The sequence below is a fragment of the Azospirillum brasilense genome (assembly GCF_022023855.1).
GTDB classification, from domain to species: Bacteria; Pseudomonadota; Alphaproteobacteria; order Azospirillales; family Azospirillaceae; genus Azospirillum; species Azospirillum brasilense_F.
The window spans coordinates 20,220-37,337 of sequence record NZ_CP059449.1; the positions used below are offsets into that span (position 1 = coordinate 20,220).

The following is a 17,118-nucleotide window of genomic DNA, read 5'->3' on the forward strand; positions in this document are numbered from 1 at the left end:
CGGAACGCCGTCCTCCGGTGCCCGCCACACTGCCGCGTCAGGGTTAATTTTCCGTCAACAGGAGGCGGAAACCTCCGGCGTCCGGCCAAACCGCCCCGCTCGCGGCGGGGGTATCCTTAGGCTGATTCCCAACCCGCCGCAACGGCTTTGTGTCGGGTTTGAAACCGCTCCGGCGCCCTGGTGCCGGCCCTCTCCGGCGGCCTCAATGATGGTCGGATTTCGCCGCTTCCGCGGCCTTCATCTTGGCCCCGTGATGATCGCCTTCCAGCCGGTCCATCAGGGCGAGCAGGACGCCCGACACCACGAAGGTCATGTGGACGATGACCATCCACATCAGGTTCTCCTTGCCGGTGTTGTCGATGTTCATGAAGCCCTTCAGCAGATGGATGCCGGAGATCGCCACGATGGAGGCGATCAGCTTCAGCTTCAGTCCGCCGAAATCGACCTTGCCCATCCAGTCCGGGCGGTCCTTGTGGTCGGCAACGTCGATTTTGGACACGAAGTTCTCGTATCCCGAAAAGATCACCATCAGCAGCAGGTTGCCGGCCAGCGACAGGTCGATCAGCGTCAGCACGGCCAGCAGCACGTCCTTTTCCTGCATTTCCAGCACATGCGGAACGATGTGGAAAATCTCCTGCGTGAACTTCGCCAGCAGAAGCACCAGCGACACGACGAGCCCCAGATAGAAGGGGGCAAGCAGCCAGCGGCTGGCGAAAATGATCTGTTCGAAACGGCGTTCGATCATGACGGTCGGCGTCCGTGATTGGTCATAAGGGGTAGCAGCGCCGGACTCTTGCCATTTCGCAGATGCGAAATCAACCGTTCCCATGCCGCGTCCGCCACACGGGATTGTTGGAAGAAAGCTGGTTCGCGACGCCACGAAACGGTAACGTCCCGGCCGTCCGCCGCACCGATAAGGCCCGCCCCCATGAAGAACCCCGCCCCGCACATCGTCACCGCGTTCGAAGACGCCATGAAGCGGCTGAAGGCCAGCATCGTGCAGATGGCCGGGGCGGCGGAAACCCAGCTCGACGGCGCGTTGACCTGCCTGACCCAGCGCAACCCGGAGCAGGCCCGCGCCATCGTGGAGTCCGACGCGCGCCTCGACAGCTACGAGCATGAAATCGAGGCGAACTGCATGCGCATGTTGGTGCTGCGCCAGCCCGTGGCCGACGACTTGCGCGAGGTGATCGCCGCCCTGAAGATCGCCGGCAATCTGGAGCGCGTGGGCGACCACGCCGCCAACACCGCCCGCCGCGCCGTCGCCGTGGCGGAGTTCCCCGAGTCCCCGGCGATGAGCACCCTGCCCAACCTGGGCCGCCTGGTGCGCCAGCGCCTGACCACCGCGGTGGACGCCTATGTGGACGGCGACGTCGAGCTGGCGCTGCGCGTCTGGCGCACCGACGACGAGGTGGACGCGCTCTACACCAGCCTGTGCGAGAGCATCAACCAGTCGGCGGCCCGCCTGCCGGAGATGTTCACCGCCCACATGCACCTGCTGTTCATCGCCAAGAGCCTGGAGCGCATCGGCGACCACGCGACCAACATCGCGGAGGTGGTGCATTTCGTGCACACCGGCCGGCCGCTGCTCGACGAGCGGCCCAAGGCGGACCGGTCGCGGGGGGATGTGTGAGGTTGCTGCGACGCTTGCCCCCACCCTGACCCTCCTCCGCTTCGCAGGGGAGGGAATTTTCTCCTCCCCCTGCGAAGCGGGGGGAGGCCGGGAGGGGGGCAATCCAATGCAGAACTCTCCAAAAAACGAAAAAGCGCGCCTTACGGCGCGCTTTTCCATTTCCAGTCCAGGAACCGATCAGTTCTTGGACTTGTCCACCAGACGGCGCTCGGCGATCCAGGGCATCATGGCGCGCAGCTTCTCACCGACCTGCTCGATCGAATGCTCGGCGTTGCGGCGGCGGGTCGCCTTGAAGGACGGCTGGCCGGCCTTGCACTCCAGCATCCAGTCGCGGACGAAGCGGCCGGTCTGGATGTCCTCCAGAACGCGCTTCATCTCGGCCTTGGTCTCCGGGGTGATGATGCGCGGGCCGGTCTTGTAGTCGCCGTACTCGGCGGTGTTGGAGATCGAGTAGCGCATGTTGGCCATGCCGCCCTCATACATGAGGTCGACGATCAGCTTCACCTCGTGCAGGCACTCGAAATAGGCCATCTCCGGGGCGTAGCCGGCCTCGGTCAGCGTCTCGTAGCCAGCCTTGATCAGCTCGGTCAGGCCGCCGCAGAGCACGGCCTGCTCGCCGAACAGGTCGGTCTCGCACTCTTCCTTGAAGGTGGTCTCGATGATGCCGGCGCGGCCGCCGCCGATGGCCGAGGCGTAGGACAGGGCGATGTCCAGCCCGTTGCCCGAGGCGTTCTGGTGAACGGCCACGAGGCAGGGCACGCCGCCGCCGCGCTGGTATTCGCCGCGGACGGTGTGGCCGGGGCCCTTCGGCGCGATCATGAACACGTCGAGGTCGGCGCGCGGCTCGATCAGGTTGAAGTGCACGTTCAGGCCGTGCGCGAAGGCCAGGGCGGCGCCTTCCTTCAGGTTCTTGGCGAGGTCGTCGCGGTACAGGTCGGCCTGCAGCTCGTCGGGGGTGAGGATCATCACCACGTCGGCCCAGGCGGCGGCCTCGCCCGGAGCCATGACCGTGAAGCCGGCGGCCTCAGCCTTCTTGATGGTGGCCGAACCCGGGCGGAGGGCGATGCGCACGTCCTTCACGCCGCTGTCACGCAGGTTGTTGGCGTGGGCGTGGCCCTGGCTGCCGTAGCCGACGATGACGACCTTCTTCCCCTTGATCAGGTTCACGTCGGCATCACGATCATAATAGACGCGCATGGTGGTCTTCCTTGGATTTTTCGATCTGGTGGTGCGAGTTTTGCGCAGCGGAATTACTCCACCGGCGAAAGGGCCGCGTCAAGCACAAGACTGTTCGGCAGACCTGCAAAAGGACGGCGGGCTGGGTCGTCTCCCTGTCATGGGTAGCCTCATGGCCCGCCGTTAAGGGCCGGGATCAGAACCCGGTAGCTCCCTTCGACATGGCGACGACGCCGGTGCGGCTGGCCTCGACGAGGCCGAGCTGGGCCATCAGCCCGACGAAATCGTCGACCTCCGCCGTCGTGCCGGTCAGTTCGAACACGAAGGAGGTCAGGGTGGCGTCCACGACCTTCGCCTTGAAGATGTCGGCCAGGCGCAGCGCCTCGATGCGGCGCTCCCCGGTGCCAGCGACCTTGACCAGCGCCAGCTCGCGCTCCACCGACGGCCCCTCGTCCGTCAGGTCGTGCACCTTGTGCACCGGCACGAGCCGGTCGAGCTGGGCCTTGATCTGCTCCACCACCATGCGGGTGCCGGAGGTGACCAGGGTGATGCGCGACAGGTGGTCGGCGTTGTTCACCTCCGCCACCGTCAGGCTTTCGATGTTGTAGCCGCGGCCCGAGAACAGGCCGATGACGCGGGCCAGCACGCCCGGCTCGTTGTCCACCAGCACGGCGATGGTGTGCTTCTCGATCTTCTCTTCCACGATCCGTACTCCGCCAGAGGGCCTTCAACCGTTCGTCTTGGTCGCCGCGATCAGACCAGCACCATGCCGTCTTCCGGCGTGGCGTCGGACGGGCTGTCCTCCGGACCGAACAGGATTTCGTTGTGGGCCTTGCCGCCGGGAATCATCGGGAAGCAGTTCTCCTTCGGGTCCACGGCGATGTCGATGATGCAGGGGCGGTCGGTGACGGCCAGCATCTTCTCGATGACCTCGTCCACCTCGGCCACCGTGGTCGCGCGCAGGCCGACGCAGCCCCAGCTTTCCGCCAGCTTCACGAAGTCGGGCAGCGCCTCGGAGTAGCTGTTGGAGTAGCGGGAGCCGTGCAGCAGCTCCTGCCACTGGCGCACCATGCCCATGTACTTGTTGTTCAGGATGAAGATCTTGACCGGGGCGCGGTACTGCACCGCCGTGCCGATCTCCTGCATGTTCATCAGGAAGGACGCCTCGCCCGACACGTCCACCACGATGGCGTCGGGGTGGGCGAGCTGGGCGCCGATGGCCGCCGGCAGGCCGTAGCCCATGGTGCCCAGGCCGCCGGAGGTCATCCAGCGGTTCGGCTCGTCGAAGGGCAGGAACTGGGCGGCCCACATCTGGTGCTGGCCGACCTCGGTCGTCACGTAATGGTTCTTGCCGCGCAGCGCCTCGCGCAGCCGCTCCAGCGCGTACTGCGGCTTGATGACCGCCTCGGTGCGGTTGTAGTTCAGGCAGTTGCGGGCGCGCCAGCCCTCGACCTGACCCCACCACTCCTTCAGCGCGGTCTGGTCGGCGCGCTTCTGGCGGGCCTTCCAGATGCGGATCATGTCCTCCAGAACGGCGCCGGCGTCACCGACGATGGGGATGTCCACCGCGACGTTCTTGTTGATCGAGCTGGGGTCGATGTCGACGTGGATCTTCTTCGAGCCCGGCGCGAATTCCGACAGCTTGCCGGTCACGCGGTCGTCGAAGCGGGCGCCGATGTTGATCATGACGTCGCAGTTGTACATGGCGAGGTTCGCCTCGTACGTCCCATGCATGCCCAGCATGCCCAGCCACTGCGGGTCCGACGCCGGGAAGGCGCCCAGCCCCATCAGGGTCGAGGTGATCGGAAAACCGGTCATCTTCACGAACTGGGTCAGCAGCTTCGCCGCGATCGGGCCGGCGTTCACCACGCCGCCGCCGGTGTAGAAGATCGGGCGCTTGGCGGTGGCGATCAGCTCGATGGCCTCCTCCACGCGGGCGATCTCGGGCTTCACCTGCGGGCGGTAGGTCTTGTGCTTCACCTCGGTCGGCGGGACGTAGGTGCCGTCGGCGAACTGCACGTCCTTCGGAATGTCGACCAGCACCGGGCCGGGACGGCCGCTGCGCGCCACGTAGAAGGCCTCGTGCATGGTGCGGGCCAGCTGGTTGACGTCCTTCACCAGATAATTGTGCTTGGTGCAGGGGCGCGTGATGCCGGTGGTGTCGGCCTCCTGGAAGGCGTCGTTGCCGATCAGGTGGGTCGGCACCTGCCCGGACAGGCAGACCAGCGGAATGCTGTCGCACAGTGCGTCGAGCAGGCCCGTCACGGCGTTGGTGGCGCCGGGGCCGGAGGTCACCAGCACGCAGCCCACCTTGCCGGTGGAGCGGGCGTAGCCTTCCGCGGCGTGCACGGCGGCCTGCTCGTGCCGGACGAGAATGTGCTTGATGTCGTTCTGCTGGAAGATGGCGTCGTAGATCGGAAGTACCGCGCCGCCCGGATAACCGAAGATGATGTCGACGCCCTGATCCTTCAGGGCCTTGATGACGATCTGCGCGCCGGTCAGCTTCTGTTCGGGCATAGCTCACGACCTTCCAATGGGGGCCCCTCTTTTCACGGGCGGCCCTGTTCCTTCTCAAACCCCGGCGATGGCCTGCTGGGAAAACAAGGGGTTATCCCCAAAGGCGAAGGCCGGGACCGGCAAACTAGACAATCCGCCAGTCCTTGGTCAACCCATTTTGCGAATGATCGAAAAGATTTTTTGCCGCAGTTTTTCCAAATATTTCGCAAGCTGGAAAGACCGCCCTCCCCGCAAAGCCGCCCGCAAACGCGAACGGCCTGCCCCGCGGGTGCGGAGGCAGGCCGTTGCGCGAGGACTGGCGAAGTTAAGCCGCGACGGTCTGAAGCAGACCGCAGAGGCGGCGGATGCCTTCGCGGATGCGCTCCGGGTTGTTGTTGGAGAAGCTGAGGCGCAGCGTGTTCTTGCCCGAGCGGTCGGCGTGGAAGGCCGAGCCGGGGACGAAGGCGACGTTGGCGTCCTTGATGGCGCGGGCCAGCAGGTCCACCCCGTCGGTGCCCTCCGGCAGCTCGATCCAGACGAACATGCCGCCTTCCGGCTTGGTCCAGGTCACCCCGGCCGGGGCGAACTCGTCCAGCGCGGTCAGCATGGCGTCGCGGCGCTCCTTGTAGGCGGCGCGCAGGCGGCGGATGTGGCTGTCGAAGTTCTGCGACACCACGTCGTGCAGCACGATCTGGTTGATGGTGCTGGTGTGCAGGTCGCCGGCCTGCTTCATCAGAACCAGCCGGTTGATGACCTCGGCCGGGCCGTTGATCCAGCCCACGCGCAGCGCCGGCACCATCGTCTTGGAGAAGGAGCCGCAGAAAAGCACGTTGGTGATCTTGCCGCCGTTGCGGGCGGCGTCCAGCGCGACGATGGACGGGATCGGCTCACCCTCGTAGCGCAGCTCGGTGTAGGCGGCGTCCTCGACGATCGGCACGCCGTGCTTGGCGCAGAGGTCGAGCAGCGCTTCGCGGCGGGCCAGCGAGATCGTCGTGCCGTTGGGGTTCTGGAAGTCGGGGACGAGGTAGAAGAACTTCGGCTTCTGCTCCAGCGCCGCCTCAACGGCGGCGAGGTCCGGCCCCTCGGCGTCGCCGGGAACGGAAAGATACTGCGGCTCGTAGGGCGAAAAGGCCTGGAGCGCGCCGAGATAGGTCGGGCGGGTCACCAAGATCTTCTCGCCCGGCCCGATCAGCAGCTTGCCGACGAACTCCAGCGCCTGCTGCGACCCGCTGGTCACCAGCACCTCGTCCAGCCCGGCCTGGATGCCGCGGCGGCCCAGATAGGCGCAGATCCACTCGCGCAGCGGCGTGAAGCCCTCGCTGATGGTGTATTGAAGCGCGCCGCCGGCCCCGCTGTTGGACTGGAAGATCTTCTCATAGGCGCGGGCGATGGCCGCGGTCGGGAAGAAATCGGGGTCCGGGATGCCCCCGGCGAAGGAGATGATTTCCGGCCGTTCGAGCAGCTTCAGCAGCTCCCGGATTTCCGAGGCTCCCATACCGGCGACGCGACCGGCAAACACGTTTCCCCAATCGACCGTCACTTTCAATCCTCCTGAGGGTCAACGACGCAACGTCGTTTCAAGATAGGTCAGTATTGCTTCACTAAGTGGTCTTGTGTAGAGCGAATTGATCGTATGGCAGCCATGCAGAGCGGAAGCCGGAGGCCGCGCCGCGAGCTGGTGGCGGAACCATGTGACCTGCCGCTTCGCGTAGCGGCGCGTCGATTGCTGAGCCAGCGCAATGGCTTCGTCGAGCGTCAGCGCGCCGCGCAGATGGTCGCGCAGTTCCGGCACGCCCAGCGCCTTCATCGCCGGCAGGTCGGGGTCGAGGCCGAGCGCGTCGAGCCGCCGCACCTCCTCCAGCGCCCCCTGCCCCATCATCACGCGGAAGCGGCGGTCGCAGTTGGCGTAGAGCGCGTCGCGCGGCGGGTCGATCACCAGCACGGAAAAGGCCAGCCCCTCCGGCGCGCCCTCGGCGCGCTGGGTCTGCCAGTGGGTCAGCGGATGGCCGGTGGCCTCCAGCACCTCCCAGGCGCGGGTCAGGCGGGTGGTGTCGCCGGGGTTCAGCTTGGCCGAGGCCGGGTCGCGACGCAGCAGTTCCTCGCGGAACGCCTCGCCGCCCAGGTCCCGCAAGCGGGCGTGGGCGGCCTTGCGGACCTCATCCGGGACGGCGGGAACGGCGCTCAAGCCTTCCATCAGCGTGCGCAGGTAGAGGCCGGTGCCGCCGACGATGATGGGCAGGCGCCCGGCGGCGTGCGCCGCGGCGATCTCGGCCAGCGCCATGTCGCGCCAGCGCGCTGCGGAGCCGCGCTCCGCCGCCGGCAGCACGCCGTAGAGCCGGTGCGGGGCCAGCGCCAGATCCTCTGCCCCCGGACGGGCGGTCAGCACGTCCAACTCGGCGTAGAGCTGCATGCTGTCGGCGTTGATGACCGTGCCGTTGCGCGCCAGGGCGATGTCGAGCGCCATGCCCGACTTGCCCGACGCCGTCGGGCCGCCGATCACCACCACATGCCGGTGCTGCACATCCCGGTTGCGCGGGCTGTCCTCTGCCATGTCGCCTTGCCTGACGTTCCTCCGGCTACAGCGTATGGCAGGGGAAGGCTCGGCTTGGCAAGGACGACCGGTGTGGGGCCTCAGCGAACCGTGATCGTCCCGGTCATGCCGAGGCTGCTGTGCAGCGGTTCGTGGCAGGCCAGGTCATAGGTGCCGGCCTGGACCGGGATGAAGTCCACCACGTCGGTCTGGCCGGCGGGGATCTCCAGATTCACCAGGGCCGGCGTCTCGACGGCACCCTGCGCGGTGGTGACCCGCCACACCGCGATGGCCTTGAAGAAGCCTTCGGAGGTGAAGGTGTGCGCGACGGTCCCGCGGTTCTCCAGCGTCAGCCGGTAGGGCGTTCCCCGCTCGAAGGTCAGACGGTCGGGCTGGAACCGGAATTCGTCCAACTGCACGGTCACGGGGCGGGCCTGCGCCCAATCCACCGCCGAGACGCGCGCCGCCACGTCGCCGACATAGCCGGGCGGCGGGCGCTGCGCCAGATCGGTCCCGGCGCCGCATCCGGTCAGGAGGAACAAGGTGAGTGCGAGAATGGACGGGGTAAGAAGGGTGGCAGGCCGCTGGATCATGGACGAGCCCTCCGGCGATTTGAGCGGAAACGCGGCCGGAGGCTTCCGGGTCCCCGGCGCGGAATGTCTATGACGCTTGGCGGAGTGGGTTGGCGCAAACTCCCGGCTGTGCTAGGGAGCGCGCGCGCCCTTTCCCCACGGCTCTTCCAGGATCGCCCCGCCATGAGCGCTGTCGTTACGCTGATCGCCGCCGCCTCCGCCGTACTCGACGAGCAGGCCGTGCAGGCCGCCCGCGCGTCCCTGACCGCGCTGGGGGCCGACACCGCCAAGCCGGACTGGCTGGCGCCGGACCGCGCCTGCGACATCGTCGAGGAAGGGCTGGTCCCCGAGCAGGCCGAAGCCGCCGTGCGCCGCGCTCTGGCCAATCTTGCTCAAGACGGCCTCGCCATCGACGTCATCGCCCAGAAGCCGGGCAACCGGAAAAAGCGCCTGCTGGTCGCCGACATGGAATCGACGATCATCGAGCAGGAGATGCTGGACGAGTTGGGCGATTACGTCGGGCTGAAGGACCACATCGCCGCGATCACCGCCCGCGCCATGAACGGCGAGATCGACTTCAAGGGCGCGGTGCGCGAGCGGGTCGCCCTGCTGAAGGGCCTGAACGAGAGCGTCGTCGACGAGGTGTGGCAGCGCGCCACGCTGATGCCGGGTGCCAGGACACTGATCTCCACCATGCGCGCCAACGGGGCGACCTGCGTGCTGGTCTCCGGCGGCTTCCGCTGCTTCACGGAGCGGGTGCGCCAGTGGGTCGGCTTCGACGACGACCGCGGCAACGTGCTGGAGGTGGTCGACGGCCTCATGACCGGCGCGGTGGTCGAGCCGATCCTCGATAAGGACAGCAAGCTGGAGGCCCTGCTCGCCTACGCCGGGGAGCGCCACGTCCCGACCGTCGAGACCATGGCCGTCGGCGACGGCGCCAACGACCTGCCGATGCTGCTGGCCGCCGGGCTTGGCGTCGCCTTCCACGCCAAGCCGACGGTGGCCGCCCAGGCCCGCGCCCGCGTGGACCATGGCGACCTGACCGCCCTGCTGTTCGCCCAGGGCTACCGGATCGGGGAGTTCGTGGAGGGCTGACCGCCCACCCATTACGGGCACGCCTCCGCAACCTCACAAAGCGAAAGGGCACCGGCGGTCTCCCGCCGGTGCCCTTTTCCTTTCGGGATAGCCCCCGGATCAGCCCTGGCTGAGCGGGATGGCGACGAAGCGCAGGTCGCCGTGACGGTCCACCAGCAGCAGGATGGACTTTTTGCCCTGCTCCTTGGCCTTCTGGATCTTGGACGTCACGTCCTCCGGCTTGCGGACCTCCTCCTGGCCGACCTCGATGATGACGTCGCCGGCGCGGATACCCTTCTCCGACGCGGTGGAGTTGCCGGCCACCTCGGTCACCACGACGCCTTTCAGCTCGGGCTTGATCTCGAACTGCTGGCGCAGCTCGGGCGTGATGTTGGTCAGCTTCAGGCCCAGCGTCTCGGTCGGCTTCTGGGCCGGGGCCTGCTGAGGCTGGCGGCGCTGCTCCTCCGGATTGGCGGCGAGAAGGCCCGACTCTTCTGCGGCCTCAAGCTCGCCCACCTTCACCTGAAGCTGCTGCGACTTGCCCTTGCGCCACACCTCGATCGGGACGGCCTTGTCGATCGGCGTCTCGGCAACGACGCGCGGCAGGCGGCGCATCTCGTTGATTTCCTTGCCATCGAACTTGGTCACCACGTCGCCCGCCTGGATGCCGGCCTTGGCCGCCGGGCCGTTTGGGGTGATCGAGGCGACCAGCGCGCCCTTGTGGCCCTGCAGGCCCAGGCTCTCGGCGATCTCCGGGGTCACGCCCTGGATGCGCACGCCCAGCCAGCCGCGCCGCGTCTTGCCGTACTCGCGGAGCTGCGCGACCACCTGCTTGGCGAGGTTGGACGGGATGGCGAAGCCGATGCCGACCGAACCACCCGACGGCGAGAAGATCGCCGTGTTGATGCCGATGACCTCGCCGTTCAGGTTGAACATCGGGCCGCCGGAGTTGCCGCGGTTGATCGAGGCGTCGGTCTGCAGGAAGTCGTCGTAGGGGCCGGCGTTGATGTCGCGCTGACGGGCCGAGATGATGCCGGCGGTGACCGAACCACCCAGGCCGAACGGGTTGCCGATGGCCAGCACCCAGTCGCCCACGCGCATGGCGTCCGAATCACCGAAGGGCACGGCGACCAGCGGGTGGCTGGTGTTGATCTTCAGCAGGGCGACGTCGGTCTTCGGGTCCTTGCCGATCAGCTCCGCCTTGATGTTGGTGTCGTCCTGCAGGATGACGGTGATCTCGTCGGCGTCCTGGATGACGTGGTTGTTGGTGACCACGTAGCCGTTCTTGGCGTCGATGATGAAGCCGGACCCGAGCGAAGTCGACTTGCGCGGCTGCTGCGGCTGGTCCTGCTGCTGACGGTCGAAGAAGTCGCGGAAGAACTCCTCGAACGGCGAGCCCGGCGGGAACTGCGGCATCTCGGGACGGGCGCCCTGCTGGCGCTGCGGCACCGCCTGGCTGGTGGAGATGTTGACCACGGCGGGCAGCAGCTTTTCCGACAGGTCGGCGAAGCTGGTCGGCGCCGGGCGCGACTGGGCCATGGCGGGGGTGCCGACGGCGGCGGACAGCCCCAACAGGAGAGCGGCGATCAGCGGCACGACGCGCAGACGGCGGCCGGATTCGGCGCGGTGGATGGGGTGGTTCGGGTTCAACTCAGCTCTCCCTGCCGGACATCCGGCACCTTCTTGTTCCAATCGGCCATCTGTTCCAATCGGCCCGCGGCTTCATGCGAATTGCGGTCCGAGGGGGCGCTTCACCGATCCGTGTGCCGGATGTAATCCCCGCGCGTCACTGCTTCAAGCAAAGGCGCACGGGTCCCATCCGCCACGGAGGACGCGCGAGTATAGAAGTCGGAGTATGGCCGGAAAATGGCGGCGCGGTCCAGCGACGCGCGCGCGGCAAAAGGGTGTCAGGCGCCCCGCAGAAGCCAGACGAATCCGACGCCGGCCATCGCCGTCACCAGCCCGACGGTGCGCAGCCGGTTCTCCGGCATCGTCAGCGCTTCGACGACCAGCCGCCGCATCGCGGACGGGAACAGCGCGTAGAGCACGCCTTCGATCACCAGGACCAGGGCCAGCGCGGTGAGGAAATCCGTCATCGGTCGGGCGGCATTTCAGAGGAGGATTTCAGGGCGGAAAGACAAAATTGGGGTGGGAGAACGGGAGCCCCCACCCCAGCCCCTCCCCCGGGAGAAGGGGGAAGGGGAAGCGAGCGCAACGACTTACTGCTGCTGGGCGGTCGCCGGGGCCGGGGCCCGCTGCTGCGCCGGGCCGCTGCCCGAAGCCGGAGCCGGCTGGCCGTTGCCGCCGCCGGTGATGTCGCCGAAGTAGCGGAAGAACTCGCCGGTCGGGGACAGCACCATGGTGGTGTCGTCCTTGTTCAGCGACTTCCGGTAGGCTTCGAGCGTCCGGTAGAAGCTGTAGAACTGCGGGTCCTGCGACGTCGCCTCGGCGATCATCTTCAGCGCCTGGTTGTCGCCTTCACCGCGCAGGATCTGCGAATCGCGCTGCGCTTCGGCCAGGATGACGGTGCGCTCGCGATCCGCGCGGGAGCGGATCTGCTGCGACTGCTCCTGACCCTGGGCGCGGGCCTCCGCGGCTTCGCGCTCACGTTCCGACCGCATGCGGGCGAAGATCGACTGGCTGGTCTCCTCCGGCAGGTCGGCGCGGCGGATGCGGACATCGACGATCTCGATGCCGAAGCGCTTCGCCTCGTCGTTCACCTGCCCGCGGATGTCGTTCATCACGCGCGGACGTTCGTCCGACAGGATGGCGAGCAGCGTCACGCTGCCGAGAACGCGGCGGAGCGCCGAGTTCACGATGGCGTTCATCCGCGTCTCGGCCACCGCCTCGTTGCCGGCGGTCTGGTAGAAGCGCAGCGGGTCCAGAATGCGGTAACGCGCGAAGGCGTCCACGTCCAGGCGCTTCTGGTCGGCCAGGATGACCTGCTCCACCGGCGGGTCGAGATCGAGCACGCGACGGTCGAGGATGCGGACTTCCTGGATGAAGGGGATCTTGGCCTTCAGGCCGGGTTCGCGGATGACGCGCATCGGCTCGCCGAACTGGAGGACGAGCGCCTGCTGCGCCTCGTTCACCGTGAACAGCGAGGCCGAGGCGAGCACGCCCGCGGCGAGGATGCCGATGCCGGCGACCAACAATGTGCGGTTCATGGCATCCCTCCTCAACGGGCCGGCTGCTGGCCGGCGGGCCGCGCCGGAGCAGGCTGAAGCTGGTTGAGCGGCAGGTAGGGAACCACGCCCTGGGCACCCTGCGCGTTGCCGTCGATGATGACCTTGTTGGCGCCGCTCAGGATCTCTTCCATGGTCTCCAGATACATGCGCTTGGCGGTCACGTCCTTGGCGGTCGAGTAGGCGTCGAACACCTTGCGGAAGCGGTCGGCGTCACCCTGGGCCAGGTTCACGACCTGCTCGCGGTAGGCGGAAGCCTCCTGGATCAGCCGTTCCGCGTCGCCTCGGGCGCGCGGGATCACGTCGTTCCGGTAGGCCTCGGCCTCGTTGCGGGCGCGCTCGCGGTCGGCCCGGGCGCGCTGCACGTCGTTGAAGGCGTCGATGACGGGCGACGGCGGGTCGGCCTTCTGCAACTGCACCTGCGTCACCTCGATGCCGCCCTCATAGTCGTCCAGCATGGCCTGGAGGAGCTGGCGGGTGGAGGTTTCGATCTGCTGGCGGGCCTCGGTCAAGGCCGGCTGCAGGTCGGTGCGGCCGATGACCTCGCGCATCGCGCTTTCCGCCGCCTTCTTCACGGTGGCCTCGGGGTCGCGGATCTTGAACAGATACTCGCCCGCGTCCTTGATGACCCAGAAGACGGTGAAGTCGATGTCGATGATGTTCTCGTCACCGGTCAGCATCAGCGACTCGTCGGGAACGTCACGGTCGCCGCGACGCCCGTCGCCGGCCGAGCGGTAGCCGACCTCGATGCGGTTGACGCGCGTCACCTTGGGCATCAGCACCGTTTCGATGGGCGACGGCAGGTGGTAGCGCAGGCCGGGCTGTTCGGTGCGCACCCACTGGCCGAAGCGCAGCACGACGCCCTGCTCGTCCGCCTCGACGCGGTAGATGCCGCTGGCCAGCCAGACCACGGCCAACAGGCCGACGACGAGCGCGATGCCCCGGCCGCTGCCGACGCCGCCCGGCATCACCCGCTTCAGGCGGTCCTGGCCGCGGCGCAGCAGATCCTCCAGGTCCGGCGGCTGCGGCCCTCCGCCGCCGCCGCCACCGCCGCCTCCACCGCCACCCGGCGGACGGCCCCACGGATTCTGACCGCCACCACCCGGCGGAGGACCCCAGGGGCCGCCACCGCCGCCCCCTCCCTGATTGCTCCACGGCATTCCGTTCGTTCCCCTTCGCGCTCTCTCAATTCTTGGGACGGAAATTCCGGAAAACAAATCGTTTCCGGACCGTCCGATCCCTTTACCATTATTGTCCGCCGGCCCTATAGTGCCCATCCCATTCGGGGAAGGATTTCACCGACGGATATCCGCCAATATCGGGAAGGAAGCGGAGTTTTCAACCATGGCGCAGGTCAGCGAAGCTCAAGTCCTTGAAGCTCTGAGGACGGTTGTCGATCCGGAACGGGGCAAGGACGTCGTCAGCCTCGGCATGCTTTCCGGCCTTGTCGTGCGTGACGGGCACGTCGCCTTTTCGATCGAAGTGGACCCCAAGCGCGGCGCCCAGGCCGAGCCGGTGCGCCACGCCGCCGAGAAAGCGGTGGAAGCCCTGCCGGGCGTCCTGTCGGTCACCGCGGTCCTGACGGCGCACCGCCCCGCCGGGCAGGGTGCCGCCCCGCAGCAGAGCCACGGGCATTCCCATGGCGGGCATGGCCATTCCCATGGCGGCCATTCCCATGGGCAGCCCGCGGAGCAGAAGCCGCTGGTGCCGGGCGTGAAGGCCATCGTCGCCGTCGCATCGGGCAAGGGCGGCGTCGGCAAGTCCACCACGGCCAGCAACCTCGCCCTCGCCATGGCGGCGAACGGGTTGAAGGTCGGGCTTCTGGACGCCGACATCTACGGCCCGTCCATGCCGCGCATGCTGGGCATCTCCGGCCGGCCGACCAGCCGCGACGGCAAAATCCTGGAGCCGATGGAGAACTACGGCATCAAGGTGATGTCGATGGGCTTCCTGGTCGCCGAGGACACGCCGATGATCTGGCGCGGCCCGATGGTGATGAGCGCGCTCCAGCAGATGCTGCGCGACGTGAACTGGGGCACGCTCGACGTTCTGGTGGTGGACATGCCGCCGGGCACCGGCGACGCCCAGCTCACCATGGCGCAGCAGGTGCCGCTGGCCGGGGCGATCATCGTCTCGACCCCGCAGGACATCGCCCTGCTCGACGCCCGCAAGGGGCTGAACATGTTCCGCCGCGTGGACGTGCCCGTCCTCGGCATCATCGAGAACATGAGCTATTTCTGCTGCCCCAACTGCGGCCACCGCACGGACATCTTCAGCCACGGCGGCGCCCGCAAGGAAGCCACGGACCTCGGCATGGAGTTCCTCGGCGAGGTCCCGCTGCACCTCGACATCCGCGAGACTTCCGACCAAGGCCAGCCCATCGTGGTGTCGCAGCCCGAGTCGGAGCACGCGAAGGTGTACCGCGGAATTGCCAAGCGCGTGTGGGAGAAGATCGCCGGCGAGCAGGGCCCGGCGCGCGCGGCGCCGCGGATCGTGGTGTCGTAAGGGGGCGTGCTTGCCCCCACCCTCCCCACTTCGTGGGTCCCCTCCCTCCCCCGCTTCGCAGGGGAGGGCCTAAGTTCCCTCCCCTGCGAAGCGGGGGAGGGTTAGGGTGGGGGCAAAGCCTTTAGAGGGTGGGGCCGATGCCGGATTTCGTGACGTTGGTGGTGCTGCTGGCCGCGGTGGTCCTGGCGGTCCCGGTGGCCAAGCGGATCGGCTTCGGCGGGCCGCTCGGCTATCTCGCGGCGGGGCTGGCCATCGGACCGGGCGGGCTCGGGCTGGTGACGGACGTCGAGGCGATCCGGCACGTCTCCGAACTCGGCGTCATCATGCTGCTGTTCCTGATCGGGCTGGAGTTGCGCCCCGCCCGCCTGTGGGTGATGCGACGATCGGTCCTGGGGCTCGGCGGCGCGCAGGTCGCGGTGACCGCCGTCGTGATCGCCGCCGCCACCATTCTCCTGCTGGGATTCACCCCCGCCGCCGCCGCGGTGACCGGATTCGGTCTCTCCCTGTCCTCCACCGCCATGGTGCTGCCCATGCTGGCGGAGCGGGAACTGCTGACCACCAACGCCGGGCGCAGCGCCTTCTCGATCCTGCTGTTCCAGGACCTCGCCATCATCCCCGCGGTGGCGCTGCTGCCCCTGCTCGGTCATGGCGCCGGAGAGGTGCCCGATGCCGGAACGGCGTGGCTGGCCGTGCTGAAGGCCGGCGGAGCGGTTGCGGCCATCCTGACCGGCGGGCGCTACCTGCTGCGCCCGGTGCTGCGCATCGTGGACGGCGCCCGGACGCCGGAGATCTTCACCGCCACCGCCCTGCTGATCGTGCTGGGCACCGCGCTGTTCGCCGCCTGGGCGGGGCTGTCCATGTCGCTCGGCGCCTTCATGGCCGGGGTGCTGCTGTCCGATTCGGAATACCGGCACGAGGTGCAGGCCGACATCGCGCCGTTCGAGGGGCTGCTGCTCGGCCTGTTCTTCGTGTCGGTGGGCATGGGGGCCGACGTGGCGGCGCTGATGGCCGAGCCGGTGCGCTACCTGTCGCTGGCGCTCGGGCTGATGGCTCTGAAGGCGGCGGCGCTGTTCGGGCTGGCCCGCCTGTCCGGCCTGCGTCCGGGCGGATCGGTGCGGCTGTCCACCGTGCTGAGCCAGGGCGGCGAGTTCGGCTTCGTGCTGTTCGGGCTGGCCGTCGGCGTCGGGGCGATGAGCGGAGGACAGGCGGCGACGGCCATGCTGGTGGTCACGCTGTCGATGATCGCCACCCCCTTCGTCTTCGCGGCGGAGGAGCGCTGGCTGGCGCCGCGGCTGATCGTGAAGCCCGTCCGCCCCTACGACACCATCGCGCCGGACGGGGAGCCGCCGGTGCTGATCTGCGGCTTCGGCCGGGTCGGGCAGATCGTCGGCCGCGTGCTGCGGCTGCGCGGCATCCCCTTCACGGCGCTGGAGCAGAGCGCCGAGCAGGTCGACGTCGTGCGGCGATTCGGCAACAAGGTGTATTATGGCGACCCGTCGCGGCTCGACCTGCTGCGCGCCGCCGGAGCGGACAAGGCGAAGGTGCTGGTGGTGGCTCTGGAGGACATGGAGCAGTCGCTGCGCGTGGTGGAACTGGCGACGCGCCATTTCCCGCACCTCGTCATCCACGCCCGCGCCCGCAACCGCCGCCACGCCCATTTCCTGATGGACCGCGGGGTCACGCATTTCGTGCGCGAGACCTTCGACTCCAGTCTGCGCCTGACCGGCGGCGTGCTGGAATCGCTGGGCCTGCCGCCGGAGGAGACCCGCCACACGCTGGACACCTTCCGCGAGCATGACGAGCGCACGCTGATCCGGCAGCACGCGGTCCATCACGACGAGAACCGCCTGATCCAGACCTCCCGCCAAGCCGCCGCCGAGCTTCAGGCCCTGTTCGAGGCCGACCGCGAGGAACCGGTGAAGGAGCGCGACCGCAAGGCCGTCTGAC

General features: G+C 68.0%; 15 protein-coding genes. 4 read left to right on the forward strand and 11 right to left on the reverse strand.

All coding sequences use genetic code 11. The annotated features are described in order from the left end of the window. Positions 1 to 202: 202 nt before the first annotated feature. Positions 203 to 742 carry a TIGR00645 family protein gene (locus H1Q64_RS00100; protein WP_419468832.1) on the reverse strand — a complete coding sequence of 180 codons (540 nt, stop codon included), beginning with the start codon at positions 740 to 742 and terminating at the stop codon, positions 203 to 205. 186 nt (positions 743 to 928) lie between these two features. On the opposite strand from H1Q64_RS00100, the gene phoU reads away from it, so the two are divergent. Next, positions 929 to 1,633 (forward strand): phosphate signaling complex protein PhoU, encoded by a 705-nt coding sequence (gene phoU, locus H1Q64_RS00105; RefSeq protein WP_188261270.1) that lies wholly within the window; start codon positions 929 to 931, stop codon positions 1,631 to 1,633. A gap of 177 nt (positions 1,634 to 1,810) precedes the next feature. On the opposite strand, the gene ilvC is transcribed toward phoU, so the two are convergent. From ilvC to H1Q64_RS00135, 6 genes are all read right to left on the reverse strand, one after another. Then, entirely contained in the window at positions 1,811 to 2,830 is a 1,020-nt protein-coding gene (gene ilvC / locus H1Q64_RS00110; protein WP_014239996.1) for a ketol-acid reductoisomerase, read from the reverse strand. 175 nt (positions 2,831 to 3,005) lie between these two features. Next, positions 3,006 to 3,512: an acetolactate synthase small subunit gene (gene ilvN, locus H1Q64_RS00115; RefSeq protein ID WP_014239995.1), complete on the reverse strand. Its 507-nt coding sequence runs from the start codon at positions 3,510 to 3,512 to the stop codon at positions 3,006 to 3,008. Between the two features lie 50 nt (positions 3,513 to 3,562). Then, positions 3,563 to 5,326 (reverse strand): acetolactate synthase 3 large subunit, encoded by a 1,764-nt coding sequence (locus H1Q64_RS00120; protein ID WP_237903892.1) that lies wholly within the window; start codon positions 5,324 to 5,326, stop codon positions 3,563 to 3,565. Between the two features lie 304 nt (positions 5,327 to 5,630). Further along, positions 5,631 to 6,845 (reverse strand): PLP-dependent aminotransferase family protein, encoded by a 1,215-nt coding sequence (locus H1Q64_RS00125; protein ID WP_237903893.1) that lies wholly within the window; start codon positions 6,843 to 6,845, stop codon positions 5,631 to 5,633. An 18-nt stretch (positions 6,846 to 6,863) separates the two neighbouring features. Further along, positions 6,864 to 7,856 (reverse strand): tRNA (adenosine(37)-N6)-dimethylallyltransferase MiaA, encoded by a 993-nt coding sequence (gene miaA / locus H1Q64_RS00130; protein ID WP_237903894.1) that lies wholly within the window; start codon positions 7,854 to 7,856, stop codon positions 6,864 to 6,866. Positions 7,857 to 7,936: 80 nt separating this feature from the next. Beyond that, a complete protein-coding gene (locus tag H1Q64_RS00135; RefSeq protein WP_237903895.1) occupies positions 7,937 to 8,428 on the reverse strand; it encodes a cupredoxin domain-containing protein in 492 nt (163 codons plus the stop codon). 162 nt (positions 8,429 to 8,590) lie between these two features. Between H1Q64_RS00135 and serB the strand changes: the two genes are divergently transcribed. Next, positions 8,591 to 9,502 carry a phosphoserine phosphatase SerB gene (gene serB, locus H1Q64_RS00140; protein WP_237903896.1) on the forward strand — a complete coding sequence of 304 codons (912 nt, stop codon included), beginning with the start codon at positions 8,591 to 8,593 and terminating at the stop codon, positions 9,500 to 9,502. Positions 9,503 to 9,601: 99 nt separating this feature from the next. Here the strand turns inward: serB and H1Q64_RS00145 are convergent, their stop codons facing one another. The 4 genes from H1Q64_RS00145 to hflK form a co-directional block, all read right to left on the reverse strand. Continuing rightward, positions 9,602 to 11,131: a DegQ family serine endoprotease gene (locus H1Q64_RS00145; protein WP_038528601.1), complete on the reverse strand. Its 1,530-nt coding sequence runs from the start codon at positions 11,129 to 11,131 to the stop codon at positions 9,602 to 9,604. A gap of 257 nt (positions 11,132 to 11,388) precedes the next feature. Next, complete coding sequence (locus H1Q64_RS00150; protein ID WP_237903897.1) at positions 11,389 to 11,577, reverse strand: DUF2065 domain-containing protein; 189 nt, start codon at positions 11,575 to 11,577, stop codon at positions 11,389 to 11,391. 123 nt (positions 11,578 to 11,700) lie between these two features. Next, entirely contained in the window at positions 11,701 to 12,648 is a 948-nt protein-coding gene (gene hflC, locus H1Q64_RS00155; protein ID WP_237903898.1) for a protease modulator HflC, read from the reverse strand. A gap of 11 nt (positions 12,649 to 12,659) precedes the next feature. Further along, entirely contained in the window at positions 12,660 to 13,826 is a 1,167-nt protein-coding gene (gene hflK / locus H1Q64_RS00160) for an FtsH protease activity modulator HflK (RefSeq protein ID WP_038528604.1), read from the reverse strand. Between the two features lie 184 nt (positions 13,827 to 14,010). Between hflK and apbC the strand changes: the two genes are divergently transcribed. Together apbC and H1Q64_RS00170 are read left to right on the forward strand one after the other, a co-directional pair. Continuing rightward, positions 14,011 to 15,171, forward strand: a complete 1,161-nt coding sequence (apbC, locus tag H1Q64_RS00165; protein WP_237903899.1) for an iron-sulfur cluster carrier protein ApbC — start codon at positions 14,011 to 14,013, stop codon at positions 15,169 to 15,171. Between the two features lie 137 nt (positions 15,172 to 15,308). Further along, positions 15,309 to 17,117: a monovalent cation:proton antiporter-2 (CPA2) family protein gene (locus H1Q64_RS00170; protein WP_237903900.1), complete on the forward strand. Its 1,809-nt coding sequence runs from the start codon at positions 15,309 to 15,311 to the stop codon at positions 17,115 to 17,117. Position 17,118: the final 1 nt, after the last annotated feature.

Coding starts and splice junctions, on each gene's coding strand:
- phoU (WP_188261270.1), top strand. CDS start 929: ATGAAGAACCCCGCCCCGCACATCGTCACCGCGTTCGAAGACGCCATG.
- ilvC (WP_014239996.1), bottom strand. CDS start 2,830: ATGCGCGTCTATTATGATCGTGATGCCGACGTGAACCTGATCAAGGGG.
- H1Q64_RS00120 (WP_237903892.1), bottom strand. CDS start 5,326: ATGCCCGAACAGAAGCTGACCGGCGCGCAGATCGTCATCAAGGCCCTG.
- miaA (WP_237903894.1), bottom strand. CDS start 7,856: ATGGCAGAGGACAGCCCGCGCAACCGGGATGTGCAGCACCGGCATGTG.
- H1Q64_RS00135 (WP_237903895.1), bottom strand. CDS start 8,428: ATGATCCAGCGGCCTGCCACCCTTCTTACCCCGTCCATTCTCGCACTC.
- serB (WP_237903896.1), top strand. CDS start 8,591: ATGAGCGCTGTCGTTACGCTGATCGCCGCCGCCTCCGCCGTACTCGAC.
- H1Q64_RS00150 (WP_237903897.1), bottom strand. CDS start 11,577: ATGACGGATTTCCTCACCGCGCTGGCCCTGGTCCTGGTGATCGAAGGC.
- hflC (WP_237903898.1), bottom strand. CDS start 12,648: ATGAACCGCACATTGTTGGTCGCCGGCATCGGCATCCTCGCCGCGGGC.
- hflK (WP_038528604.1), bottom strand. CDS start 13,826: ATGCCGTGGAGCAATCAGGGAGGGGGCGGCGGTGGCGGCCCCTGGGGT.
- apbC (WP_237903899.1), top strand. CDS start 14,011: ATGGCGCAGGTCAGCGAAGCTCAAGTCCTTGAAGCTCTGAGGACGGTT.
- H1Q64_RS00170 (WP_237903900.1), top strand. CDS start 15,309: ATGCCGGATTTCGTGACGTTGGTGGTGCTGCTGGCCGCGGTGGTCCTG.